This is a genomic window from Streptomyces sp. SudanB52_2052, assembly GCF_964272415.1.
Classification (GTDB): Bacteria; Actinomycetota; Actinomycetes; order Streptomycetales; family Streptomycetaceae; genus Streptomyces; species Streptomyces olindensis.
This window is the reverse complement of the sequence record NZ_OZ186796.1, coordinates 8128003-8150863: the sequence shown is the minus strand read 5'-3', so window position 1 is coordinate 8150863 and position 22861 is coordinate 8128003. Positions and strand designations below refer to the sequence as shown.

Annotated in this window: 26 protein-coding genes; 10 read left to right on the top strand and 16 right to left on the bottom strand. The window is 72.5% G+C overall.

From position 1 onward, the window contains the following. Positions 1-48: 48 nt before the first annotated feature. A complete protein-coding gene (locus ACSUPV_RS36690) occupies positions 49-1377 on the bottom strand; it encodes a DUF6986 family protein (protein ID WP_436949417.1) in 1329 nt (442 codons plus the stop codon). Between the two features lie 194 nt (positions 1378-1571). Between ACSUPV_RS36690 and ACSUPV_RS36685 the strand changes: the two genes are divergently transcribed. After that, positions 1572-2477 (top strand): endonuclease/exonuclease/phosphatase family protein, encoded by a 906-nt coding sequence (locus tag ACSUPV_RS36685; protein ID WP_037762115.1) that lies wholly within the window; start codon positions 1572-1574, stop codon positions 2475-2477. 56 nt (positions 2478-2533) lie between these two features. Here ACSUPV_RS36685 and ACSUPV_RS36680 read toward each other — a convergent pair whose 3' ends face one another. From ACSUPV_RS36680 to ACSUPV_RS36665, 4 genes are all read right to left on the bottom strand, one after another. Next, a complete protein-coding gene (locus tag ACSUPV_RS36680; RefSeq protein ID WP_031120554.1) occupies positions 2534-3496 on the bottom strand; it encodes an electron transfer flavoprotein subunit alpha/FixB family protein in 963 nt (320 codons plus the stop codon). A gap of 55 nt (positions 3497-3551) precedes the next feature. Beyond that, on the bottom strand, positions 3552-4340 hold the full coding sequence (locus ACSUPV_RS36675; RefSeq protein ID WP_031120553.1) for an electron transfer flavoprotein subunit beta/FixA family protein: 789 nt from the start codon (positions 4338-4340) through the stop codon (positions 3552-3554). Positions 4341-4559: 219 nt separating this feature from the next. Further along, positions 4560-5051 (bottom strand): flavin reductase family protein, encoded by a 492-nt coding sequence (locus ACSUPV_RS36670; RefSeq protein WP_078650823.1) that lies wholly within the window; start codon positions 5049-5051, stop codon positions 4560-4562. Between the two features lie 107 nt (positions 5052-5158). After that, positions 5159-5572: a TlpA family protein disulfide reductase gene (locus ACSUPV_RS36665; protein WP_436949974.1), complete on the bottom strand. Its 414-nt coding sequence runs from the start codon at positions 5570-5572 to the stop codon at positions 5159-5161. 78 nt (positions 5573-5650) lie between these two features. On the opposite strand from ACSUPV_RS36665, the gene ACSUPV_RS36660 reads away from it, so the two are divergent. Both ACSUPV_RS36660 and ACSUPV_RS36655 read left to right on the top strand, forming a co-directional pair. Further along, positions 5651-6067: a DUF4395 domain-containing protein gene (locus ACSUPV_RS36660; RefSeq protein ID WP_382617460.1), complete on the top strand. Its 417-nt coding sequence runs from the start codon at positions 5651-5653 to the stop codon at positions 6065-6067. Between the two features lie 187 nt (positions 6068-6254). Further along, positions 6255-6983, top strand: a complete 729-nt coding sequence (locus ACSUPV_RS36655; RefSeq protein WP_031120549.1) for a lysophospholipid acyltransferase family protein — start codon at positions 6255-6257, stop codon at positions 6981-6983. A 61-nt stretch (positions 6984-7044) separates the two neighbouring features. On the opposite strand, the gene ACSUPV_RS36650 is transcribed toward ACSUPV_RS36655, so the two are convergent. Then, a complete protein-coding gene (locus tag ACSUPV_RS36650) occupies positions 7045-7617 on the bottom strand; it encodes a transglutaminase-like domain-containing protein (RefSeq protein ID WP_037762109.1) in 573 nt (190 codons plus the stop codon). Between the two features lie 172 nt (positions 7618-7789). Between ACSUPV_RS36650 and ACSUPV_RS36645 the strand changes: the two genes are divergently transcribed. Continuing rightward, positions 7790-9160 (top strand): hypothetical protein, encoded by a 1371-nt coding sequence (locus tag ACSUPV_RS36645; RefSeq protein WP_436949416.1) that lies wholly within the window; start codon positions 7790-7792, stop codon positions 9158-9160. 48 nt (positions 9161-9208) lie between these two features. Here ACSUPV_RS36645 and ACSUPV_RS36640 read toward each other — a convergent pair whose 3' ends face one another. The 3 genes from ACSUPV_RS36640 to ACSUPV_RS36630 are packed head-to-tail and all read right to left on the bottom strand — an operon-like array spanning position 9209 to position 12464. Further along, positions 9209-10279, bottom strand: coding sequence for a threonine aldolase family protein (locus ACSUPV_RS36640; RefSeq protein ID WP_031120546.1), 1071 nt, complete (start codon positions 10277-10279; stop codon positions 9209-9211). After that, positions 10276-11025 (bottom strand): SDR family NAD(P)-dependent oxidoreductase, encoded by a 750-nt coding sequence (locus ACSUPV_RS36635; protein WP_436949973.1) that lies wholly within the window; start codon positions 11023-11025, stop codon positions 10276-10278. The genes ACSUPV_RS36640 and ACSUPV_RS36635 overlap by 4 nt, the downstream gene beginning before the upstream one ends. 41 nt (positions 11026-11066) lie before the next feature. Beyond that, entirely contained in the window at positions 11067-12464 is a 1398-nt protein-coding gene (locus tag ACSUPV_RS36630; protein WP_031120544.1) for a DUF6421 family protein, read from the bottom strand. A gap of 249 nt (positions 12465-12713) precedes the next feature. On the opposite strand from ACSUPV_RS36630, the gene ACSUPV_RS36625 reads away from it, so the two are divergent. After that, complete coding sequence (locus ACSUPV_RS36625) at positions 12714-13397, top strand: glycerophosphodiester phosphodiesterase (protein ID WP_037762103.1); 684 nt, start codon at positions 12714-12716, stop codon at positions 13395-13397. A 3-nt stretch (positions 13398-13400) separates the two neighbouring features. Here the strand turns inward: ACSUPV_RS36625 and ACSUPV_RS36620 are convergent, their stop codons facing one another. The 4 genes from ACSUPV_RS36620 to ACSUPV_RS36605 form a co-directional block, all read right to left on the bottom strand. Further along, positions 13401-13940 (bottom strand): GNAT family N-acetyltransferase, encoded by a 540-nt coding sequence (locus tag ACSUPV_RS36620; RefSeq protein WP_436949415.1) that lies wholly within the window; start codon positions 13938-13940, stop codon positions 13401-13403. 158 nt (positions 13941-14098) lie between these two features. Continuing rightward, positions 14099-14761: an NAD(P)-dependent oxidoreductase gene (locus ACSUPV_RS36615; RefSeq protein WP_031120541.1), complete on the bottom strand. Its 663-nt coding sequence runs from the start codon at positions 14759-14761 to the stop codon at positions 14099-14101. Between the two features lie 19 nt (positions 14762-14780). Further along, positions 14781-14972 (bottom strand): hypothetical protein, encoded by a 192-nt coding sequence (locus ACSUPV_RS36610; protein WP_359791328.1) that lies wholly within the window; start codon positions 14970-14972, stop codon positions 14781-14783. A 21-nt stretch (positions 14973-14993) separates the two neighbouring features. Beyond that, entirely contained in the window at positions 14994-15707 is a 714-nt protein-coding gene (locus tag ACSUPV_RS36605; RefSeq protein WP_436949414.1) for a DsbA family oxidoreductase, read from the bottom strand. Between the two features lie 107 nt (positions 15708-15814). On the opposite strand from ACSUPV_RS36605, the gene ACSUPV_RS36600 reads away from it, so the two are divergent. Both ACSUPV_RS36600 and ACSUPV_RS36595 read left to right on the top strand, forming a co-directional pair. Further along, positions 15815-16228 (top strand): winged helix-turn-helix transcriptional regulator, encoded by a 414-nt coding sequence (locus ACSUPV_RS36600; protein WP_436949413.1) that lies wholly within the window; start codon positions 15815-15817, stop codon positions 16226-16228. A gap of 62 nt (positions 16229-16290) precedes the next feature. Then, positions 16291-16683: a VOC family protein gene (locus tag ACSUPV_RS36595; RefSeq protein ID WP_037762096.1), complete on the top strand. Its 393-nt coding sequence runs from the start codon at positions 16291-16293 to the stop codon at positions 16681-16683. Between the two features lie 2 nt (positions 16684-16685). Here the strand turns inward: ACSUPV_RS36595 and ACSUPV_RS36590 are convergent, their stop codons facing one another. Next, positions 16686-17600: a GNAT family N-acetyltransferase gene (locus ACSUPV_RS36590; protein WP_037762093.1), complete on the bottom strand. Its 915-nt coding sequence runs from the start codon at positions 17598-17600 to the stop codon at positions 16686-16688. 180 nt (positions 17601-17780) lie between these two features. On the opposite strand from ACSUPV_RS36590, the gene ACSUPV_RS36585 reads away from it, so the two are divergent. After that, a complete protein-coding gene (locus tag ACSUPV_RS36585) occupies positions 17781-18542 on the top strand; it encodes a VOC family protein (RefSeq protein WP_037762091.1) in 762 nt (253 codons plus the stop codon). 59 nt (positions 18543-18601) lie between these two features. On the opposite strand, the gene ACSUPV_RS36580 is transcribed toward ACSUPV_RS36585, so the two are convergent. Both ACSUPV_RS36580 and ACSUPV_RS36575 read right to left on the bottom strand, forming a co-directional pair. Then, a complete protein-coding gene (locus tag ACSUPV_RS36580) occupies positions 18602-19150 on the bottom strand; it encodes a MarR family winged helix-turn-helix transcriptional regulator (protein WP_031120534.1) in 549 nt (182 codons plus the stop codon). 305 nt (positions 19151-19455) lie between these two features. Beyond that, positions 19456-21120 (bottom strand): FUSC family protein, encoded by a 1665-nt coding sequence (locus ACSUPV_RS36575; protein WP_436949412.1) that lies wholly within the window; start codon positions 21118-21120, stop codon positions 19456-19458. Between the two features lie 147 nt (positions 21121-21267). Here ACSUPV_RS36575 and ACSUPV_RS36570 point away from each other — a divergent pair, with 147 nt between their 5' ends. Then, entirely contained in the window at positions 21268-21828 is a 561-nt protein-coding gene (locus ACSUPV_RS36570) for a DUF5134 domain-containing protein (RefSeq protein WP_436949411.1), read from the top strand. Positions 21829-21924: 96 nt separating this feature from the next. Continuing rightward, a complete protein-coding gene (locus tag ACSUPV_RS36565; RefSeq protein ID WP_037762076.1) occupies positions 21925-22860 on the top strand; it encodes a M56 family metallopeptidase in 936 nt (311 codons plus the stop codon). Position 22861: the final 1 nt, after the last annotated feature.

The window sequence follows — 22861 nt, the reverse complement described above, 5'->3', positions numbered from 1 at the left end:
GCCGATGACGGCTGTGACCGTGCCGGTACGTACGCGCCCGGCGGCCCCTCAGGCGGACGCCGTCAGGTCCCCTCGCCGGGGCGCCGCGAAGCTCTCCAGGTCGGCCCGGGTCAGGCCGGTCAGGCGGGCGACCTCCCCGATGTCGAGGGCGCCGCAGTCCAGGCCGCGCAGCAGGTAGCCGCTGAGGGCCTTGGCGGTGGCGGGCTCGTCCATGACGTCCCCGCCGGTGCGGTTGGCGTAGCGGGCGAGGCGGGCGGCGGCCTGCTCGAAGCCCTCGCGGTAGAAGGCGAAGACGGCCGCGTAGCGGGTGGGGATGTGGCCGGGGTGCATGTCCCAGCCCTGGTAGTAGGCGCGGGCCAGGGCGCGGCGGGTGAGGCCGTAGTGCAGGCGCCAGGCGGCGTGCACCTTCTCGGTGGGGCCGACGGGCAGGACGTTGGTGGAGCCGTCCGAGACGCGGACGCCGGTGCCGGCCGCGGCGACCTGCATGACGGCCTTGGCGTGGTCGGCGGCGGGGTGGTCGCTGGCCTGGTGGGCGGCGGAGACGCCGAGGCAGGCGCTGTAGTCGAAGGTGCCGTAGTGCAGGCCGGTGGCGCGGCCCTCGGCGGCCTGGATCATGCGGGCGACGGTGGCGGTGCCGTCGGCGGCGAGGATGGACTGGCTGGTCTCGATCTGGATCTCGAAGCCGATCCGGCCGGGCTCCAGGCCGTGCGTCTTCTCGAAGGCGTCCAGCAGCCGCGCCATGGCGGTGACCTGCTCCGCGTACGTCACCTTGGGCAGGGTGAGGACCAGCCCGGCGGGCAGGCCTCCGGCCTCCATGAGGCCGGTGAGGAAGATGTCGAGGGTGCGGATGCCCCGGGCGCGTACGGGCGCCTCCATGCACTTCATGCGGATGCCCATGTAGGGGGCCGCGGTTCCTCCCCCAGCCTCCGGCCGGGAGGTGCCCCCAGCGCAGGCCTGGGCGATGAGGCGGGCGGCGCGGGCGGCGGCCTCGTCCTCCTCGGCGTCGGGACGGTTGCCGTAGCCGTCCTCGAAGTCGACGCGCAGGTCCTCGATCGGCTCGCGCTCCAGCTTGGCGCGCACGCGCGCGTGGACGGGCTCGGCGAGGTCGTCGGAGAGGCCGAGGACGGCGGCGAAGGACGCGGCGTCCGGGGCGTGCTCGTCGAGGGCGGCGAGGGCCCGGTCGCCCCAGGAGCGGACGGTGTCGGCGGCGAAGACGTCGCCGGGTACGTAGACGGTGTGGACGGGCTGGCGGGTGCCGGGGTCCCCGGGGTAGCGGCGCTCCAATTCGGCGTCGACCGGCGCGAGGGAGGCGCTGATCTCCTCGCTGACGGCGCCCGCGAGGCTGGTCGTCACCTTCTCCTGCTGGCCCTGACCCATTCCGAGACCCTCCTGTTTTCCGCTGTACGGAATCAACAATCCGTAGAGCGAAGTTATCGGCCGGCCTTCGGCCTGGTCAACACCGTGGTGAGGTGGGATTGCCCATCCTTCACCCTTGATCACTGCCGACCCGCCCTCTTCTTCCGTATTCAGAAGGCAAGCTTCATCCTGACGTGCAAGGGGAGGGAGACCACGTGCCGAACGAGGTCGGAGTGACGCGCCGCCACGGGCTCAAGGCGGCGGCCGCCGCCGCGATCACAGGACCGCTGCTCACCACCGCGGGCCCCACACAGCCCGCTTCCGCCGGCGAGCACCCGGGTGCCCTGAACGTCATGACGTTCAACGTGCGCTTCGCGACCGTCGTCGACGCGACGCCGCGCTGGGCCGTGCGCCGGCCGGTGATGCGAGAACTGCTGCGCCGCGAGCGACCACACCTCATCGGCATCCAGGAAGGGCTCTACCAGCAGGTGCGCATGATCGAGAAGGATCTCGGCGGACACCACGACTGGATCGGCACCGGGCGTGGGGGCGGCAGCAAGGACGAGTTCATGGCGGTCTTCTACGACACGCGCAGACTCGAACCGATCGAGTTCGATCACTTCTGGCTGTCCGACACCCCGTACACGATCGCCTCGAACACCTGGGGCGCGGACTGGCTGCGCATGGTGACCTGGGTCCGTTTCGCCGATCTCGCCGAGGGGCGACGGGAGTTCTACGTCCTCAACACCCACCTGGACAGCGTCAGCCAGTACGCCCGCGAACGCTCGGCGGGGCTCATCGGCGAGACGATCGCCGGGTGGGACCGGTCGTTACCGGTCATCGTCACCGGCGACTTCAACGCGGACGCCCATGACAACCGCGTGTACGACCTCATGCTCGACATCGGGCTGGTGGACGCCTGGGACGCGGCGGCCTCACGGGGTCCGGCGTACGGGACGCACCACGGCTACCGGGGGCTCAGGCCCGGCGGGCGGCGCATCGACTGGATCCTCACCACGCCCGGGGTGACCACGCACTGGGCCGGGATGAACACCTTCAGCGTGGACGGGACGTATCCGAGCGACCATCTGCCGGTGCAGGCCTCGATGACCCTGGGATGAGAGAGGCCCCCGTGACCGTTCGGACGGTCACGGGGGCCTTCCACGGCCGGGGTCGATCAGCCCTTGCGGGCCTTGATCTCCTCGGTCAGGGCCGGGACGACGTCGAACAGGTCGCCGACGACGCCGTAGTCGACCAGGTCGAAGATCGGGGCCTCGGCGTCCTTGTTGATCGCCACGATCGTCTTCGAGGTCTGCATACCGGCGCGGTGCTGGATCGCACCGGAGATGCCGGAGGCGATGTACAGCTGCGGCGAGACCGACTTGCCGGTCTGGCCGACCTGGTTGGTGTGCGGGTACCAGCCCGCGTCCACCGCGGCACGCGAGGCACCGACGGCGGCACCGAGGGAGTCGGCGAGCGCCTCGATGATCGCGAAGTTCTCCGCGCCGTTGACGCCACGGCCACCGGAGACCACGATCGCGGCCTCGGTCAGCTCGGGACGGCCGGTCGACTCACGCGGCGTGCGGCCGGTGACCTTGGTGCCGGTGGCCTGCGCGGAGAAGCTCACGGACAGGGCCTCGACCGCACCGGCGGCCGGGGCGGCCTCCACGGCGGCGCTGTTCGGCTTGACCGTGATGACCGGGGTGCCCTTGGAGACGCGGGACTTGGTGGTGAAGGACGCGGCGAACACCGACTGCGTGGCCACCGGGCCCTCGTCGCCGGCCTCCAGGTCGACGGCGTCGGTGATGATGCCGGAGCCCAGGCGCAGCGCCAGACGGGCGGCGATCTCCTTGCCCTCGGCGGAGGACGGGACCAGCACGGCAGCCGGGGAGACGGCCTCGTGCGCGGCCTGGAGGGCGTCGACCTTCGGCACGACCAGGTAGTCGGCGTACTCCGCGGCCTCGTGCGTGAGAACCTTGACCGCGCCGTGCTCGGCGAGCGTGGCGGCGGTGTCGGCGGCGCCGTTGCCCAGCGCGACGGCGACGGGCTCGCCGATGCGGCGGGCGAGGGTCAGCAGCTCCAGGGTGGGCTTGCGGACGGCACCGTCCACGTGGTCGACGTAGACGAGAACTTCAGCCATGGGACTTCTTCTCTCCTGCTTGCGAAAGATGAGGGGCGGTCAGCGAATGCCGGGCTCAGATGAACTTCTGGCCCGCGAGGAACTCAGCGAGCTGCTTGCCGCCCTCGCCCTCGTCCTTGACGATCGTGCCCGCGGTACGGGCCGGGCGCTCGGCCGCGCCGTCGACGACCGTGTAGGCGCCCTCCAGGCCGACCTCCTCCGCCTCGATGTCGAGGTCGGACAGGTCCCAGGACTCCACCGGCTTCTTCTTGGCCGCCATGATGCCCTTGAAGGACGGGTAGCGCGCCTCGCCCGACTGGTCGGTCACGGAGACGACCGCCGGCAGGGAGGCCTCCAGGTTCTCGGAGGCGGCGTCGCCGTCGCGGCGGCCCTTGACCGTGCCGTCCTCGACCGAGACCTCGGAGAGCAGGGTGACCTGCGGGACGCCCAGGCGCTCGGCAAGCAGGGCCGGGACGACGCCCATGGTGCCGTCGGTGGAGGCCATGCCGGAGATGACCAGGTCGTAGCCGGCCTTCTCGATCGCCTTGGCCAGGATCAGGGAGGTGCCGATGGCGTCGGTGCCGTGGATGTCGTCGTCCTCGACGTGGATCGCCTTGTCGGCGCCCATGGACAGCGCCTTGCGCAGGGCGTCCTTGGCGTCCTCGGGGCCCACCGTCAGGACGGTGATCTCCACGTCGTCGTCGGAGTTCTCGGAGATCTGCAGCGCCTGCTCGACCGCGTACTCGTCGAGCTCGGAGAGCAGACCGTCCACGTCGTCCCGGTCGACGGTCAGGTCATCGGCGAAGTGCCGGTCGCCAGTGGCGTCGGGCACGTACTTCACAGTGACAACGATCCTCAAGCTCACGCCGGCTCTCCTACTGCATCGTCATTTCTCGGCTGCCTCTTGCAGGCAGCATAGGCGCCTCAAGCGGCCGATCCCGGTCGGGGCGACCCACGCTCCGAGCGAAATATTACTCGTCAGTACATCCAGTTCATGCCCGCTAAGCAAGCGCTTTGAACTGTGACCTTCGCAACGCAGCGTAACCGGAACTCGACGGTCACGCAGCCCGGGGGGACACCCGGCTCAGTCGCCCAGGCGCCCGAAACGTCCCTGGTGATAGAGGAGCGGGCGGCCGGTGCCCGTGGGGTCGCCGTGCACGACCTCGGCGATCACGATCCGGTGGTCGCCGGCCGGTACGCGGGTGACGACCCGGCCGACCAGCCAGGCGAGGACGCCGTCCAGCACGGGGACCCCCTCGGGCCCCTCCCGCCAGGCGGTGTCCGGGCCGAAGCGGTCGGCTCCGCTGCGAGCGAAGGTGGCGGCCAGCTCCTGCTGGTGCTCGCCGAGGACGTGGACGCCGACGTGGCCGGTCTCGGCTATCGCGGGCCAGCTGGAGGCGCCGGTGCCGATACCGAAGGAGAGCAGGGGCGGCTCGGCGGAGACGGAGGTGAGGGAGGTCGCGGTGAAGCCCACCGGACCGGCCTCGCCACGGGCGGTGATGACGGCCACTCCCGCCGCGTGCCGCCGGAAGACCGAGCGCAGGAGGTCGGTCGTGGTGAGGAGGTCCGCAGGCATGGGGTCAGGCTGACGATAAATGGTAGACACAGTCAAGTTGGTTCCGTGATGTGGGAGATGGCTCACTGGCGGCGTGGCACCTCTCGCGCCGCCTCGCTCCGGACCTCTCACACCGCCTCCCCCAGCGCGGCGATCACATCGGCCTTGCGCGGCTGGCCGGTGGCCCGTCGCACCACCCGGCCGTCGGCGTCGAGGACCAGCACGGTCGGGGTCTTGAGGATGTCCAGCCGGCGTACGAGGTCCAGCTGGGCCTCGGCGTCGATCTCGACGTGGGTCACGCCCGGGACCAGGCCGGCGACCTCGCCGAGGACCCGCCGGGTCGCCCGGCAGGGCGCGCAGAACGCGCTGGAGAACTGTACGAGCGTGGCCCGTTCGCCGAGTTCCGCGCCCAGCTGAGCCGCATCGAGCCGTTTGCCGTCGTCCCGCCCGCGCACCCGCACTCTCCCGCTCCGCCGCCGTTGCAGCACTCCGTAGGCGCTCGCCGCCGCGAGCACCGAAACGCACACCACCAGTCCGGTCATCACCCGCTACAAGCGTTCACGAGGCTGAAAAGATTCCCGCCCTCCCCACGGACCGCCGTTGCGGAATGCTTGGTTCCCATGGACATCGACGCACGAGGGCCGCGCTTCGGCGCGGCCGTGACGACCGCCGTCCTGGCGGCCGTTCTGGTCACGGGGAGCGCGTGGCTGCTGGCCTGGCAGACGCTGGCGTTCCTGCTGGGCGCGGCGGGCGGGGTGGGCCGCTCGCCGTACGGCCTGCTGTTCCGCCGGGTCGTCCGGCCCCGGCTCGGGCCGCCGACCGGGTTCGAGGCGCCCGAACCGCCGCGCTTCGCCCAGGCGGTGGGGCTGCTCTTCGCCGGCTTCGGGCTCGTCGGGTACACCCTGGGCCCTGACTGGCTGGGACTCGCGGCGACCGGCGCCGCGCTCGCCGCCGCCTTCCTGAACGCCGCGTTCGGGTACTGCCTGGGCTGCGAGTTGTACCTGCTCATCCGCCGGGTGACGGTACGCGCGGAGTAATGCGGGCGTAAAAGCACGAGGTCGGATCCGGCGGCGACGTGACGAGAATCTCCTCCACCACGGGCACGAGGGCTGGCTACCCGGCCGTTCTTCGGGCACGATCTGCGACAAGCCGTAAACCTACGGCTGCGTAACTTGTCCGCTGGGAATCCCTTCCCAGGCAGAGCAGGAAGGGTCCGACCCGCCCATGGCAGAGCTCGTCTACCGTCCCGTCGTCGGTTTCGCCCGCACGCTGTTCAAGGTGTGGGACCTCAAGATCGACTGTCAGGGTTCGGAGAACATCCCGCGCTCGGGCGGCGCCGTGCTGGTCAGCAACCACATCAGCTACCTGGACTTCGTCTTCAACGGCCTGGCGGCGCTGCCGCAGAAACGTCTCGTGCGTTTCATGGCGAAGGAGTCCGTCTTCCGCCACCGCGTCTCGGGCCCCCTGATGCGGGGCATGAAGCACATCCCCGTGGACCGCAAGCAGGGCGAGGCGGCGTACGCGCACGCCCTGGACTCGCTGCGGTCGGGCGAGATCGTCGGGGTCTTCCCGGAGGCGACGATCTCGCAGTCGTTCACGCTGAAGAGCTTCAAGTCGGGCGCCGCGCGCCTGGCCCAGGAGGCCGGGGTCCCGCTGATCCCGATGGCGGTGTGGGGCACCCAGCGGCTGTGGACCAAGGGCCACCCGCGCAACTTCAAGCGCAGCCACATCCCCATCACCATCCGGGTCGGCGAGGCGATCGAGGCCTCCCGCGACAAGTACGCGGGCGCGATCACGCGCCAGCTGCGCGAGCGCGTCCAGGAGCTCCTGGAGGCCGCCCAGCGCGCCTACCCGGTGCGCCCGAAGGGCCCGGAGGACACCTGGTGGATGCCGGCCCACCTCGGCGGCACGGCGCCGACGCCGGAGCAGGTACGGGAGGCCGAGGCGCACTGACGCCCGGTCCGCTCCATGCGACCGGCGTCCTCGCCCCGGCAGGGAGCCGGTGGGCGATGCCTCAGAGTGCGGCGGGAAGCGTCCGCCACAGATGGGGCCGGTCGCGAGCCGCTTTGAGGGTGTCGAGCACGAGCGGGTGCGGTGCCGCGTACAGAACCGGGTAGTCCCGTTCGCCGGACGCGGGGTCGGGCGTGAAGGCGAGCCGCTCCCCGTCGAGGGAGAACCGCGCGTCCACGCCCGGCTTGTTGCCCCGGGGGTCCTGCCGGTGCCAGGCGCCGTGGAAGCGCACGGCGACCAGCCCGTGCACCTCGTCGAACTTCTGGTAGCAGAGCGCGGTGGGGATATCCTCGGCCCGCAGCAGTGCGGCCAGCGCGTGGGCCTTGGCGTAGCAGATGCCGGTGCGCTGTTCCAGGACATCGGAGGCGCGCCAGGTGACGCGGAGGTCGCCGGAGTCCTGCGAGTGGGGGATGGTGTCGCGCACGAACTCGAACGCCGCTCGCGCATACTCATACGAGTTCGCCACGCCGTCGGCAAGCTTGGCAGCCGTCTCGCGGACCAGTGGGTGCTGGTGATCAATCGCCTCATCGGCGGCCAAGTAAGCGGACAGGTCAGGGGTTTCCTGGATCAGCTGCATGCGGCCAGAGCATAGGGAGAGCCCTACTTCCAGGTCAATGAAATTTCCATTGAGCGTATATCTATGCACCAGTCGGAAGAACGGCCGAACACCGCCGCAACCCCTCGCCCCGGCACAACCCTTCCCGTCCCCCGCCGGTCTCGGCTCCGCGGATCAGCGACAAGGAGACGGCATGAAGGACCTACAGCGCCTGCTGGGCGTGGCGCTCGCCGGTTGCGCCCTCGCGGCGGCCGGGACGGCGGCGGGGCCCGCGTACGCCCTGGATAACGAGTTGTGGATCAGCGCACCGTACGAGACGGTGCTGCCCGGCGCGGACGCGGACGGCAGTGCGCGCGAGCGCAGCCTGGACGTCCGCGTGAGCCGGGACGTCGCCGACGGCAGGGTGCCGGCCGGGCGGCTGACGGTCGACGTGAGCGAGGTCGCCGCCTTCGCGCGGGTGTCGTGGCCCGCGAACTGCGTGCCCGAGGCGGAGGCCAGGGCGGTCTGCGCGTTCCCGGAGATGCCCGACGGGACGGAGAGCGTGCCGGCCGCCACCTTCCGGCTGAGCGCGCTGCCGGGGGCGGACGCCAGCGCCTCGGGGTACGTGCGCTACTCGGCCGTCGCCGGTGAACTGACGTCCCACGCCGGTGAGACCCGGGTCGGCGTCGGCGACGGGCCGGACCTCGGCCTCGGCCCGGTCGACGACCAACGGGGGCTCCGGCCGGGCACGGAGACGACCGTGCGGGCGACGCTGTCCAACAACGGCAACCGCACCGCCGAGCGCACGCTGCTGTGGCTCGACGCCTCCTACGGCCTGCGTTTCCAGGAGCGGCACGCCAACTGCGAGTACCGGCAGGACGACCGGGGCACCTCCGCCCTGTGCGTGCTGGACGAGGCGGTGGCGCCGGGGCAGCGGTACGCGCTGGGCACGCGCCTCGGCGTCGGGCGGAACGCGCTGTACGAGCGGTTCGACCACTCCGTCCAGCCCTACTCGGACGAGGCGTACCGGGAGGCCCGCGGCGAGTGGACGTGGACCAGGGGCACGGGTCCGGAACTGAACCTGCGTCCCCTGGCCGCCCGGTCCGTGGCCTCGGAGCCCGACATCGACCCGCAGGACAACTACGGGAGCGTCATCCTCGAGGCCCGGAACACCGCCGACCTGAAGCTCACCGGCAGCAGGGTGCGCGGGGCCGCGGGCGACACCGTGACGGCCCGGGTCACCGTCCTCAACCGGGGTCCGGCCTGGGTGGCGTCACTGGGCGCGGGAGCGGCCGTGGCCACCGTGCGGTTCCAGGCGCCGGAGGGCACCACGGTCGTGCTCCCGCCGGAGGAGGAGAACTGCTGGCCCTCGGGCGACGGCGCGTCCCCCGCGACCTATTCCTGCAAGACGCCGATCTACCTGCACGACAAGGCGTCGCACACCTTCGACGTCCCGCTGCGGATCGACCGCGTGGTGCGCGGGGCACAGGCCACCGTGGCCACCGTCAACGACGATCCCGAGCTGAGCATCCGGAAGTTCGACCCGAACCTGCGCAACAACAGCGCGCGGATCGTCGTCAACTGACGCCCTCGGGCGAGGGGATGGCCCTAGGGGGTGACATTAGGGACACCCCTAGCGGGCCATCTCCTCCTTCAGTGCCGCCACGAACGCGTCCACGTCCTCCTCGGTCGTGTCGAAGGCGCACATCCAGCGGACGTCGCCCGCGGCCTCGTCCCAGAAGTAGAAGCGGAACCGCTTCTGCAGACGCTCGCTCACCTCGTGCGGAAGACGCGCGAACACGGCGTTGGCCTGCACCGGGTAGAGGATCTCCACCCCGTGCACGGCCCGCACGCCCTCGGCGAGGCGCTGGGCCATCTCATTGGCGTGGCGGGCGTTGCGCAGCCACAGGTCCCGGGCGAGCAGGGCCTCCAGCTGCACGGACACGAAGCGCATCTTGGAGGCGAGCTGCATGGACAGCTTGCGCAGGTGCTTCATGTGGCTGACGGCGTCCTGGTCGATCACCACGACGGCCTCGCCGAAGAGGGCGCCGTTCTTCGTGCCGCCCAGGGAGAGGATGTCGACGCCGGCGGCGTTGGTGAGGGTCCGCATCGGGACGTCCAGGGTGGCGGCGGCGTTGGCCAGGCGGGAGCCGTCCAGGTGCACCTTCATGCCGTGCGCGTGGGCGTGGTCGCACAGGGCGCGTATCTCGTCCGGCGTGTAGACCGTGCCCAGTTCGGTGGCCTGGGCGATCGAGACGACCTGGGGCATCGCGCGGTGCTCGTCGTCCCAGCCGTAGGCCTGCCGGTCGATCAGCTCGGGCGTGAGCTTGCCGTCCGGCGTCGGGACGGTGAGCAGCTTCAGGCCGCCGACCCGCTCGGGCGCCCCGCACTCGTCGACGTTGATGTGCGCGCTCTCGGCGCAGATCACCGCGCCCCAGCGGTCGGTGACCGCCTGGAGGGCGACGACGTTCGCGCCGGTGCCGTTGAAGACCGGGAACGCCTCGGCCGTGGGCCCGAAGTGGCTGCGGACGACGCTCTGCAGGTTCTCGGTGTAGGCGTCCTCGCCGTAGGCGATCTGGTGCCCGCCGTTGGCCAGGGCGAGGGCGGCGAGCACCTCCGGGTGGGCACCGGCGTAGTTGTCGCTGGCGAATCCGCGGACGTCGGGGTCGTGGTGGCGGCGGGCGTCGGTCTTCGGCGGGTTCACGGCTTCTCGGTGAGCCACAGACGGTTTCCGTTCACTTCGGCGGCGGGCTTCTCCCAGACCCCGGTGATGGCCTCGGCCAGCTCCTTGACGTCGGTGAAGCCGGCGAACTTCGCGTTGGGGCGCTCGGCGCGCATCGCGTCGTGTACCAGGGCCTTCACCACCAGGATCGCAGCCGCCGACGTCGGGCCCTCGGGGCCCCCGGCCTTGCGGAAGTAGTCGGCCATGGCCAGCGTCCAGGCCTCGGCGGCGGCCTTGGCGGAGGCGTACGCGGCGTTGCCCGCGGTGGGCTTGCTGGCGCCGGCGGCGCTGATCAGCACGTACCGTCCGCGGTCGCTGCGCTGGAGTGCCTCGTGGAAGGCGAGGGAGGTGTGCTGCACGGTGCGCACGAGCAGCATCTCCAGGAAGTCCCAGTCGTCGAGGCTGGTCCGGGTGAAGGTCTCGCTGCCGCGCCAGCCGCCGACGAGGTGGACGAGGCCGTCGACGCGGCCGAAGTCCTTCTCGATGCGGTTGGCCCAGTCGCGGGTGGCCTGCAGGTCGAGCAGGTCGACCGTGTCGCCCGTGACGGTGGCGCCGCCGGTCGCGTAGCTCGCCGCGTCCACCGCCTCCGCCAGCCGCTCCGGGTCGTTGTCCGAGCCGATGACGGTCGCTCCCGCCTCGGCCAGCCTGAGCAGCGCCGCCCGGCCCGCGGGCCCGCCCGCACCGGCCACCGCGATCACCGCACCGCTGAGCGCCCCGTTCCCCGCCATGTTCTTCGCCTCCTGAGCAGTGTTCCCGGTCTGCCGATCGCTCACGCGGCGATCCGCTCGGCGCCGTCCGCCGTGATGCCCTTGGTGGAGGCGATCACGTTCTTCAGCTTCTTGGACAGTGCCTCATAGAACATGCTCAGCGGAAACTCGTCCGGAAGCACGTCATCGACGAGTTTCCGCGGCGGCTGCGTCAGGTCCAGGGCGTCCGGGCCCTTGGCCCACTTCGAACCCGGGTGCGGGGAGAGGTACGTGGAGACCAGCTCGTACCCGGCGAACCAGTGGACGAGCTTGGGGCGGTCGATGCCGTCGCGGTAGAGCTGCTCGATCTCGCCGCAGAGCTGGTTGGTGACCTGCGGGGCGCGCTCCCAGTCGATGGAGAGCTTGTTGTCGGTCCAGCGGACGACGTCGTGCCTGTGCAGGTACGCGAAGAGGAGCTGGCCGCCGAGGCCGTCGTAGTTGCGCACGCGCTCGCCGGTGACCGGGAAGCGGAACATGCGGTCGAAGAGGACGGCGACCTGGACGTCGCGGGCCTGCGGGACGCCCTCGGCCGCCAGCTTCACGGCCTCCTTGAAGGCGGTGAGGTCGCAGCGCAGCTCCTCCAGCCCGTACATCCAGAACGGCTGGCGCTGCTTGATCATGAACGGGTCGAAGGGCAGGTCGCCGTGGCTGTGGGTGCGGTCGTGGACCATGTCCCACAGGACGAACGCCTCCTCGCAGCGCTTCTGGTCGTGGACCATCGCGGCGACGTCCTCGGGCAGCTCCAGGCCCAGGATGTCGACGGCGGCGTCGGTCACGCGGCGGAAGCGGGCGGCCTCGCGGTCGCAGAAGATGCCGCCCCAGGTGAACCGCTCCGGCGCCTCGCGCACGGCGATGGTCTCCGGGAACAGCACGGCGGAGTTGGTGTCGTAGCCGGACGTGAAGTCCTCGAACTTGATGCCGCAGAACAGCGGGTTGTCGTAGCGGGTGCGCTCCAGTTCGGCCAGCCAGTCGGGCCAGACCATGCGCAGCACGACCGCTTCGAGGTTGCGGTCGGGGTTGCCGTTCTGCGTGTACATCGGGAAGACGACCAGGTGCTGGAGGCCGTCCGCGCGGTTCGCGGCGGGCTGGAAGGCCAGCAGCGAGTCGAGGAAGTCGGGCACCCGGAAGCCGCCGTCGGCCCACCGGCCGAGGTCCTTGACCAGGGCCTCGTGGTACGCGCCGTCGTGCGGGAGCAGCGGGGAGAGGTCCAGCACCGCGTCGGCGATCCGGCGGACGGCGAGTTCCGCGTCGGCGGGGTCGGGCGCGCCCTCGGCGTCGAAGTCGATCGACCCGTCCTTGGACTGCCATGGCCGGATCCGCTCCACGGCATCCTTGAGCACGGGCCATGCCGGGTGCTCCACCACCCTGGCCACGGGAGGAACCCGCTCCTCCGAACCCACCTGCACAAGAATTTCCGTCATGTCCCATCCTCCACGGGAGAATCTCGCGTACCCCGACCGTATACACACGAGGTTCCTCCCAGCAAGAGCCACCTCAGGAAATTATCCTGCCCCACCCCGGCCTTCACCGCACTTTTTCCTGTCGGTCATGCTTGTGCCCGTACGCGCGCCGACCATGCGCTCACTCTCTGCACGGGGCGGGTCCAGGCGATACGGTCAGGTGGGCCGTCAGGCCCCCACTGCCGCCTGTCGACGGAAGAGAGTCGCGTCTTGAACTTCCTCACCATCGGTCACCGCGGAGTCATGGGTGTGGAACCCGAGAACACCCTCCGGTCCTTCGTCGCCGCCCAGGAGGCCGGCCTCGACGCCATCGAACTCGACCTGCACCTGAGCAAGGACGGCGCGCTCGTCGTCATGCACGACACGGATGTGGACCGGACGACCGACGGCACCGGGCCGATCGCCGAGAAGACCCTCGCCGAGCTGCGGGCGCTGGACGCCGGCCGGGGCGAGCGGGTGCCGGTCTTCGAGGAGGTCCTGGAGGCCGTCCAGGCGCCGCTCCAGGCCGAGATCAAGGACGCGCAGGCGGCGCGGGCCCTGGCCCAGGTGATGAACGAGCGCGGGCTGGCTGGCCGGGTGGAGGTGTCCTCGTTCCACGACGAGGCGATCGCCGAGATCAAGCCACTGGTGCCGGGGGTGCGCACCGCGCTGATCGCGAGCCGCTACGGCACCGACATCGTGGACCGCGCGGTCGCGGTCGGCGCCGAGACCGTCTGCCTGAACATCCGCCGGCTCACCCTGGAGATCGTGGAGCGCGCCCGCAAGGCCGACCTGAGGATCATCGGCTGGGTGGTGAACACGCAGGACCACCTGCGGCTCGTGCGGGCGTTCGGCCTGGACGGCGCGACCACCGACCACCCCGACATCAAGCGCACGGGCCGCTTCACGGCCTGACCGCTAGCCGAGCTCCTTGACCAGCAGCTCGAACTGGAGGTCGTCGCGCCGGGGGATGCCGAAGCGCTCGTCGCCGTACGGGAACGGGGTCATCCGGCCCGTGCGGCGGTAGCCGCGCCGCTCGTACCAGGCGATGAGGTCGTCGCGTACGGAGATCACGGTCATGTGCATCTCCTTGACGCCCCAGCTCTCCTGGGCCTGCCGCTCCGCCTCCGCGATGATCACCTTGCCGAGGCCGGCGCCCTGGAGGCCCGGGCTGACGGCGAACATGCCGAAGTAGGCGTGGTCACCCCGGTGCTCCAGCTGGCAGCAGGCGACGATCCGGTCCTCCCGCTCCACGGTCATCAGCCGGCTGTCGGGCGACTTGACGACGGCCAGCACGCCCTCGGGGTCGGTCCGCTGCCCTTCCAGGATGTCCGCCTCGGTGGTCCAGCCGGCCCGACTGGAGTCGCCCCGGTACGCCGACTCGATGAGCCCGACCAGCTCGTCGACGTCGGCGTCGGTGGCGTCGCGGAAGGTCAGTCCGGTGGCGAGGGTGTCCATGGGCGTACGTCTCCCTGTCCTGGGCGGGGCTCGGGCCGGGATGAGCGTAACCGTCTCGGCGGAATCGGCGGGGACGGACTCCGGACGGAGCCGGCACCGGGACCGCAGCCGGCACCGGGTGCGGAGCCGCCGACGGCCGCCGGCCCGCCTGGCCCGGGTCAGCCCCGGGAGTTCCACACCAGTGGTGCCCGGCGGATCCAGGCGTCCCTCTCCACGGCGTCGATCAGGAACCCGGCGAAGTCGGCGCGGCTGATCCGCGGGGCCGGCCTGCCGGTGCCGCGTTCGGCGGCCTTCACCCGGCCACCGGCCGGTCTGTCGCTGAGGGCGACGGCACGGGCCAGCGTCCAGTCGGCGTGCGAGGCGCGGACGGTCCGGTCGACTCCGTCGTGGTCGGCGAATCCGGCCTTGATGTTGGACGCCTTGATGAACGCCTTCGCCACCGGGTTGAGATGAGCCCAGTCGTCACCGGCACCCTGCGTGGAGGCCAGGACGATCCGGTGGATGTCCTGCTCGTCCATCACGGCCAGGGTGTCGCGGGCCGCAGTGGTCATGAAGCCGGGCGGGCTGACGGGCCTGGCCCAGGGGTTGTCCGAGGCGCGGGCATTGCTCAGCACGCTGATCACGGCCTCGGTGCCCCGGGCGGCCTCGCGGATGTCGTCGATGTTCGCGGGTGTGCCCCGGACGAGTTCGACACCGGCCGGGGCCCGGACCGTGTCGGGGTTCCGGACCAGCGCACGGACGCGGTGGCCGCGGGCGGCGGCCTCCCGGAGCACGTGGATTCCGGTGCGGCCGCTGCCGCCGAGAACAAGCAGATCAGTCATGGGGATCACCGGGGAGGAGTCAGGCGGCACGCGGTGCGCCGATGGTCCGGGCGAGGCCGCGTACCTGGTCGTGGGCGGCGGCCCTGGATGCCTCGTGCAGGGGAAGGAACGGGGCGAGGGCCGGGGCGACGGGGGCCATGGTCAGCTCGGGTGTCACGGTGGTGACGTCCAGGCCGAGGAGGTCGTCGCGACCGAGGACGGAGGGGGACACGAAACAGGGGATGGTGACGGGTCAGGGACGAGCCGGGACGGCGCACGCGTCGGGGCCGCAGCCGGGGGCGTCGCCCGCGGGGGCGAGGGTGACGGAGCGGGTTTCCTTCCAGGCTGTGCGCAGCAGGCCGAGCAGGGTGTCGCTGTCCTGCGCGCCGGGGACTCCGTAGCGGCCGTCGACGACGATGAACGGGGCTCCGGTGGCGCCCAGGCGCTGAGCGCGGCGGGCGTCGTCCTGGACTCGGGTGCGGTAGCGGCGGTCGGTGAGCACCTGGCGCGTCAGGTCGCGGTCGAGGCCCAGCTCGTCGGAGAGGCGGAGCAGGTCGTCCAGGGCGAAGACGGGCTCGGCCCTGCCGAAGTAGGTGCGGAAGATCGTGTCCCAGGCTTCGCGGTTCTTGCCCTGCGCGGAAGCGTGGGCCAGGAACTCGTGGGCCTGCTCGGTGTTGCCGACGACGTTGTCCCACACCCGGTAGGGGCTCAGGCCCTCGGCGCCGGCGAGCGTCTCGATCCGCCGGGTCGCGGCCTCTGCCTGCGTGCCGCTGATGCCGTGCCTGCTCAGCAGGGCCTCGCGGACGCTGATCGTGCGGTCGGCGGGGAAGCCGCCGCCCAGCGGGAAGGAGCGGTGGACCACCTCCACCTGGTCGCTGTGCTCGAACCGCTCCACGGCTCGGTCCACACGGTGGCTGCCGAGCCCGCACCAGGGGCAGGTGACCTCGGCCCAGATCTCTACCTTCATAGCCCTGACCTCTGATTCCTCTCATTTGTTCGTAACGCCATAATGAGCCAGTATGGAAGGCGGTACAAAAGGCACATCGGTGTGCGCGACGGAGAGGAAGGGGCGCCATGCAGGACAGCGCGGGCAGGGAGATGGCGGCCGCGGCGGGGCCGTGCGCGAACATCCCGGCCGACCACATGGCCTTCATCCGGCAGGTCCTGGACCGGGTCGGCGACAAGTGGAGCATGCTGATCATCGCCGTCCTGCGGGACGGCCCACTGCGCTACACCGACCTGCAGCGCCAGATCCCCGGCATCTCCCAGCGCATGCTCACCCACACGCTGCGCCAGCTCCAGGACGACGGCCTGATCACGCGCACCGCCTACGCCGAGGTGCCGCCACGCGTGGAGTACGCCCTCGCCCCGCTCGGTCGCGGCCTGCACGAGATCGTCCTGCAACTGATCGGCTGGGCCGCCGACCACCACGACGAGATCCGCACCCACCGCGCGCGGGCCGGCACCGCACCCTCCTCCCGTTCCTGAGACGCAAGCAGGTCGAAAGGTGCGTCGGAGTCATGTGCGGGACAGCCACTAGGCTCCGGCGCATGGTGCATGTACTCAGCAGCCGGATCCTGCTCCACCCTGCCGACCCCGAGAAGTCCCGGGCCTTCTACGGCGAGCAGTTGGGCCTCGCCGTGTACCGGGAGTTCGGCACGGGTCCCGAGCGCGGCACGGTCTACTTCCTGGGCGGTGGCTTCCTGGAGGTCTCGGGCCGGGCCGGGACTGCCTCGGCACCCGCCGTGCGTCTGTGGCTCCAGGTCGACGACGTCACGGCGGCGCGGGACGAGTTGCGGGCGAAGGGCGTGGAGATCGTGCGGCCGCCGGTGAAGGAGCCGTGGGGGCTGGTCGAGATGTGGATCGCGGATCCGGACGGGACGCCGATCGTGCTGGTGGAGGTCCCGGCCGACCACCCGATGCGCTACCGGCCGGGTATCTGAGGTCACCCGGGGCGGTGCTCCCAGCCCCGGTCGGTCCGGGTCAGCTCACGAAAGCCCGCCCCGGTCAGAAGTCCGAGCATGTCCGTCGCGGCGGCCTCCTCGTAGGCGACGAGCCGGTCGATGCCGCACAGGCGGAGCCAGTCGGCGGCGTGGGCGAGGAGCCGGTGCTCCAGGCCGGTGCCGTACTGCTCGGGGTCGATGTGCAGATTGCCGATGTCGGCGAGACCGGCCGCGCGGGCGTGGCGTTCCGGGCGGGCCAGGGCCGTGCCGACCTCGATGAAGCCGAGGGCGTGTCCGTCGGCGCGGGCCGTGAAGCGGGTGCCGCACTCCCCCAGCGTGCGCTCGACCGTGACGCCCGGCCGGGGTTCGTGGACCGGTAGGTCGGCCACGCGGGCGATCAGGATGACTTCGGTGTCCCCGACGTGGCGGAACCCGGCGCGTTCGTAGACGGCCCGGACGTGCGGCCAGGGGCGGGGCACACCGTAGACCAGCGGGGCGGGGAGCGAGCCGTCGGCGTATCGGACGCGGACGTTCCAGCGGGCGAACTGCGCCAGGCAGGCCCGCATCAACCGGTCCGCGGCCCGGTCGGCGTCCGGCCAGAGGGACGCCGCCGGGCGGTGGACGAACCAGTCGATCTCGGCGGCGTCCCGGTAGGCCTCGCCGACCCCGGCGTCGGCGCGGTAGCGCAGCAGGTGGGCCGCGGCGACGATGTGCGCGCGCTGCTCGGCGACGAGTGTCGTCCGCTCGGCCACCCACGGGTCGGTGATGAACTCGCCGGGCTGCCGCTCCAGGTCGCTGAGGACGGTGTTCACGGAGACGGAGACGCCGGGGGCGACCGCCGCCACGTGCAGGTTGACCAGGTCGGTGAGCTGGTCGCGGTCGGCTCGGCGGAAGGGGCGCACCTCGGGCGCGGGCATGACGTACCTCCGGGCAGGGTGAAGGAGCGGGAGGCCGCCACGCGGTGCGGTACGGGGCGAGCGTATGCCGGGGCGGCGCCGCACACCAGTGGGTTTTCCGGATGGCAGGCACGCCCGGCGGCGGCTTAGCGTGCTGGAGGGGGTGTCGTGCCGGCGGGGGTTTTCTGCGGAAGGAACGCCATGAAGCTCGACGCACCGGTGACCGGCGGGCCCTGCTGGACGGAGTTGGGGACCAGCGACCTGGAGGCGGCCCAGCGGTTCTACACACGGCTGTTCCGCTGGCGGCCCGAGACGGACCCCCGGCAGGAGGCGGGCGGCTACACCGTCGCGCACCTCGGGGACGCGGCCGTCGCCGCGCTCACCCCGCTCTACCAGCCGTCGCAGCCGGTCGCGTGGAACGTGTCGTTCGCGGTGGCCGACGCGGACGCCGGCGCCCGTGCGGTGACGGAGGCGGGCGGTGCGGTGCTGCTCGGCCCGACGGACGTGTTCGACGTGGGCCGTTTCGCGGTGGCCGCCGATCCGGGCGGTGCCGTGTTCCAGCTGTGGCAGGCGGGGACGTTCCCGGGCGCCGGGCTCTTCAACGCGCCCGGCGCGCTGGGCTGGGTGGAGCTGTTCACCCGGGACCCGGAACAGGCCGTGGCCTTCTACACGCAGGTGTTCGACTGGACCGTGAACGCCGGGGAGCGCTACACCCAGTGGGGTGTCGGCGGCGCCGACTTCGGCGGCATGGTGACGATGGACGACAAGTTCCCGCCCGAGGTGCCGCCGCACTGGCTGCCGTACTTCGCCGTGGCGGACGTGGACGCGACGACCGCCGTCGTCCAGCGGCACGGCACCGTTCTGATGGTGCCGACGTCCGTGCCCGACGGGCCGCGCATCGCGGTGCTGCGGGACCCGCAGGGGGCGATGTTCGGCGTGTACCGGGCCGGTGACGGATTCTGAGGCGAGGGCGGTGAGGCCGGCTCTCCGCTGACGTCGCCCCGCCGTGCGGACGCTGCGGCTCAGGCCCGGAGCGCGCCCAGACGGCCCTCCAGTTGGGCGAGCAACTCGCCGAGCAGCGCGGCGAGTTCGCCCTGCTCCGGGCCGTCGAGTCCGGACAGGACGGCGGTCTCGTAGGCGAGCTGGGCGGGCAGGATGCCGTCGACGAGGTCGCGTCCGGTGTCGGTGAGGCGGAGGTGGACGACGCGGCGGTCGCGGGTGTCGCCGCGGCGTTCGACCAGGCCGCGCTCGGTCAGCTGCTTCAGGCGCTTGGTGACGGCGGCGCCCGAGGAGAACGTCTCCCGCGCCAGTTCCCCGGGGGTCAGCTCGTGCCCGGTGCGGCGCAGCGCGCCGAGCAGGTCGAACTCGGGGCGGCTCAGTCCCGCCCGGCGCAGCGGGGCGTCCTCGGCCTGCTGGAGGAGGGCGGCGCAGCGGTTGATGCGGCCGATGACCTCCATGGGCCCGGTGTCGAGGCCGGGGTGCACGGCCCGCCACTGCCGGACGACGGCGGCGACGGTGTCCTCCCGCCGCCCACCGGCCAGCTCTCCTCCGCCCGCGGGCGTCCCGCCCACCGGGCCCTCCCCGACCGAGGGCGTACGCCCGGCCGAGCCCTCCACAGCCGAGGGCGACCCGCCGGTCGAGCCTCCTCCGGCCGACGGCGCACCACCAGCCGAGTGCTCCCCGACCGAGGGCGACCTGTCGGCCGAGCCCCCTCCGGCCGACGGCGCACCACCGGCGGAATCGTCGCCGACTGCGAGCGCACCACCGGTGTGTCCCCCGTCCGCCCTCCGCCCGCCCCGCGCCCGCTCTCCTGCGGCGCCCTGGTGCGGGCCGGGCCCCGATCCGGCCCCCGTGGGCGTTGGTCCTTCCGTCGGCGTCATGGCCGTGCGTCCTCCGTCTCTGTGGCCGTGCCCTGGTCCGGGAGCAGCCCCTGGCGTCGTGCCGTCGCGGCGAGCGTACGGTGTCCGGACTGCTCGGTGAGCACGACCCGCTCCTGGGGCAGGGCGCGCTGCCACCACTCGCCGGCCGCCGCGTCGGCGGTCGCCCGCAGATCCGCCAGGGCGACGGCGAGGCCGCGGCGGGCCGCTTCCAGCGCGGCGGGGTCGGGGCCCGGCTCGGCCAGGAGGCGGGCGGCGTGTTCGCGGGCCCGGTCGGCGGCCGTCAGCGCGCGTTCCACGCGGTCGCCCGCGCGCCGGTTGGTGACCGCCACGGCGGCGGCGAAGCCGACCAGGGCACCCACGACGGTGTCCGCGACCCGCTCGGTCACCAGCTCGCCGGTCGCCCGGTACCCGGCGAACTCGGTGATGAGCAGGGCCATGGGGGTCACGCAGACGCTGCCGAGCCAGTAGTTGCGGCTGATCAGCAGCTCGGCCCCGAAACTGAACGCGAGGCAGCACAGCACCAGTGCCGCCTGCCCGAGGTGGGCGAGTGGTGCGACGGCCGCGAAGACGAGCACCCCGACGACGTTGCCGACGACGCGCTGCACGGCCCGGCTCCAGGTCAGGGCGATGTTGGCCTGGTAGAGCGAGGCGGCGGTGACCAGGGCCCAGTAGGGGCGGCCGATACCGAGGGCGAGGGAGGCGTAGCCGGCGAGCGCGCAGCCGAGCGCGGTACGCGCCGCGAGCGGGGTCAGCGGGCCCAGCCGCGCCCAGAGGGACCGGGCCGCGTCGACACCGAGCAGTTCGTCGGCGGCCGCCGACGGGAGGCAGGCCTGCGGGACGGGTCCGGTGCCGCGCAGTGCGCGTGCCCACGCGCGCAGCCGCTCGGCCTCGGCCTGTGCCGGTGCGGCGAGGGCGACCTCGGCCCGGACGACGAGCCGTTCGAGTGCGCGCCGGGTCCGGGAGCGGGCGCGCGTGGCCAGGAGCGACTGCCAGGCGGCGTGCACCGCTGCGTACCCGGCGGCCCGCGCCGGGGCGTGCCCCTCCCCCGTGCCGCCCGTGTCGGCGTACGCGGCGGCGGCCGTCAGGGCGGTGGCGGTGGCACGGCGCTCCGGGCCGTGCGGGCGGACCAGTGCGGGCGCCATGCAGACCAGCCAGGCCCAGGCCCCGGTGGCGGCCGCCAGCGCCAGATGGCCGGGGACCTGGTCGAGGGTCTGCGGTGCGAACAGGGAGGCGGAGCTGACGAAGGTGAGGACGACGTTGCCCGGCGGGCCGACACGCGTGGCGTCGCACAGCACCTTCTGGGCGGCGGCCAGCAGGGCACCGACCGTGACCAGTACGGCGGCGCTGTCGGTGAGCGAGGCCGTGACCAGGGCGACGGCGAGCCCGCCGAGCATGCCGAGCACCACCCACACCAGGACCCCGGCCCGGGCGGCGTACGGGCGGTTGTGGGCGTACAGGGCGCACAGGGACCCGGCCATCGCGTACATCGCCAGGTCGAGCCGGCCGAGCGCCAGGAGCGTGAGGGTGGGCGGGGTGATCGCCGCGACGACGCTCAGCGCGGGCTTGAACCAGATGTCCGAGGGCCGGCCGACGCGCAGCACGCCCGCCAGCGGGAGACGCGGGGCGGGCGGGGAGGTGGAGGCGGAGGGCGTGCTGCTCATACGCGCAAGATTAACAGGTGTTTTATTCGTAAAACATCTTCCGACCTGCCGTGCTCCGCCGAATGCTCCCCGTGTACCTCCGCGCGCTCGCGTGCGCGCCGCATGGCCCGGGCATCGAAAGACCGACTGTCGAGCGGGGAGGTGCGCGTGCACGGACCGGCTTCGTCCGGCTGGCTGCTGGTGGCGCTCTGCGCGATGACCGGCACCTACTGCCTGACGCGGATGCGCGGCGGCGGCGCCGCGGAGCAGCGGCGCGCCGCGGGCGGCGAGGCGCTGATGGGTTTCGGGATGGCCGCGATGGCGGTACCGGCGGCGGTGTTCACCCCGCCCTCGTGGGCCTGGTCCGTCTACGCGGCCCTGTTCGCGGCGGCGGCGCTGCCCGCGCTGTGGGCGGCGCGGGCCGGTGCCCACCACCTGCACCACCTGGTGGGGGCCGCCGCGATGGTCTACATGTCCGTCGTCATGGCCGGCTCCCCGGCGCGCGCGCACGGTGGGGGCGGGTCGGGGGTCCCGCTCCTGACCGGGGCGCTGCTGCTCTACTTCGCCGGGTACGTGCTGCTGACCGGGGTCCGCCTGGTGCCGGTGGCAGCCGTGGCCGGGAGGAACGGGGGCGGCGGTTCCCCCGGGTGGGGGGACCGGCCGGAGCTGACGCGGGCGTGCCGGCTGTCGATGGGGATCGCGATGGTGGCGATGCTGCTCACGTTGTGAGCGGGCGTGGTGCGCGGCGTACGGATCCGTTGCCTGCGTCACTTCGGCGGCACAAGTCGTACCCGTGAGCGGCCCCGCGCTCATAGGCTGCGCTGCATGATGCTCCCCGCGGCGCTGTTGCTGCTCGGCGCCCTGACCGCCGTGGTCGGTCCCCGGCTGCTCGCCCGGGCGGACTGGCCGGACCGTGAACCGGTGGTGGCGCTGTGGATGTGGCAGTGCGTGGTGGCGGCCGTACTCGTGTGCTGCGCGCTGTCGATGACACTCAGCGCGGCGGCGGCCTGGCACGCGGTCGGCGGGCACGTCTTCGCGACGGCGCCCGGTGCGGTCGTCGAGGCCTACGCCCTCGGCACGGCGGGCCCGTGGGCGGCGACCACCGCGGTCGCACTGGCCTGCGGCGGGCTGTGGAGCGCGGCGATGCTGGTCCGCGAGGTCGCCCGGGCGCGCGCCCGGCGCCGCCGCCGGCGCGCCGACCTCCTGGTCCGGGCCCCGCTGCTGCCCGGCGAGGTCGCCGTGTCCGGCCGGCTCGTCGTGCTGGAGAGCGAGCAGCCGGACGCCTGGTGGCAGCCCGGCACCCCGCCGCAACTGGTCGTCACCACGGCCGCGTTGCGCCGGCTGAAGGGCCGGCAGCTGGACGCCGTGCTGGCCCACGAGCAGGGGCACGCGCGGGCCCGCCACGACTGGCTGCTGAACTGCTCCTCCGCGCTGGCGGGCGGCTTTCCGCAGGTGCCGGTATTCGCCGCGTTCCGCGACGAGATGCACCGGCTGGTCGAACTCGCCGCCGACGACACGGCCTCCCGCCGCTTCGGCCGCCTCACCACGGCCCTGGCCCTGGTCGAACTGAACGAGCACCGCGGCGTGTTCGGCCCCTGTCCGACGCCCCAGGCCCATGTCCCGGCGCGGGTGCACCGGTTGCTCACGCCCCCGGACCGGCTGACCGCCGCACGGCGCCTGCGGCTGACGGCGGCGGCCGCACTGGTGCCGGTGGTGCCGGTGCTGGTGGCGTTCGTACCGGGGCTGCGGGCGCTGGGGTAGC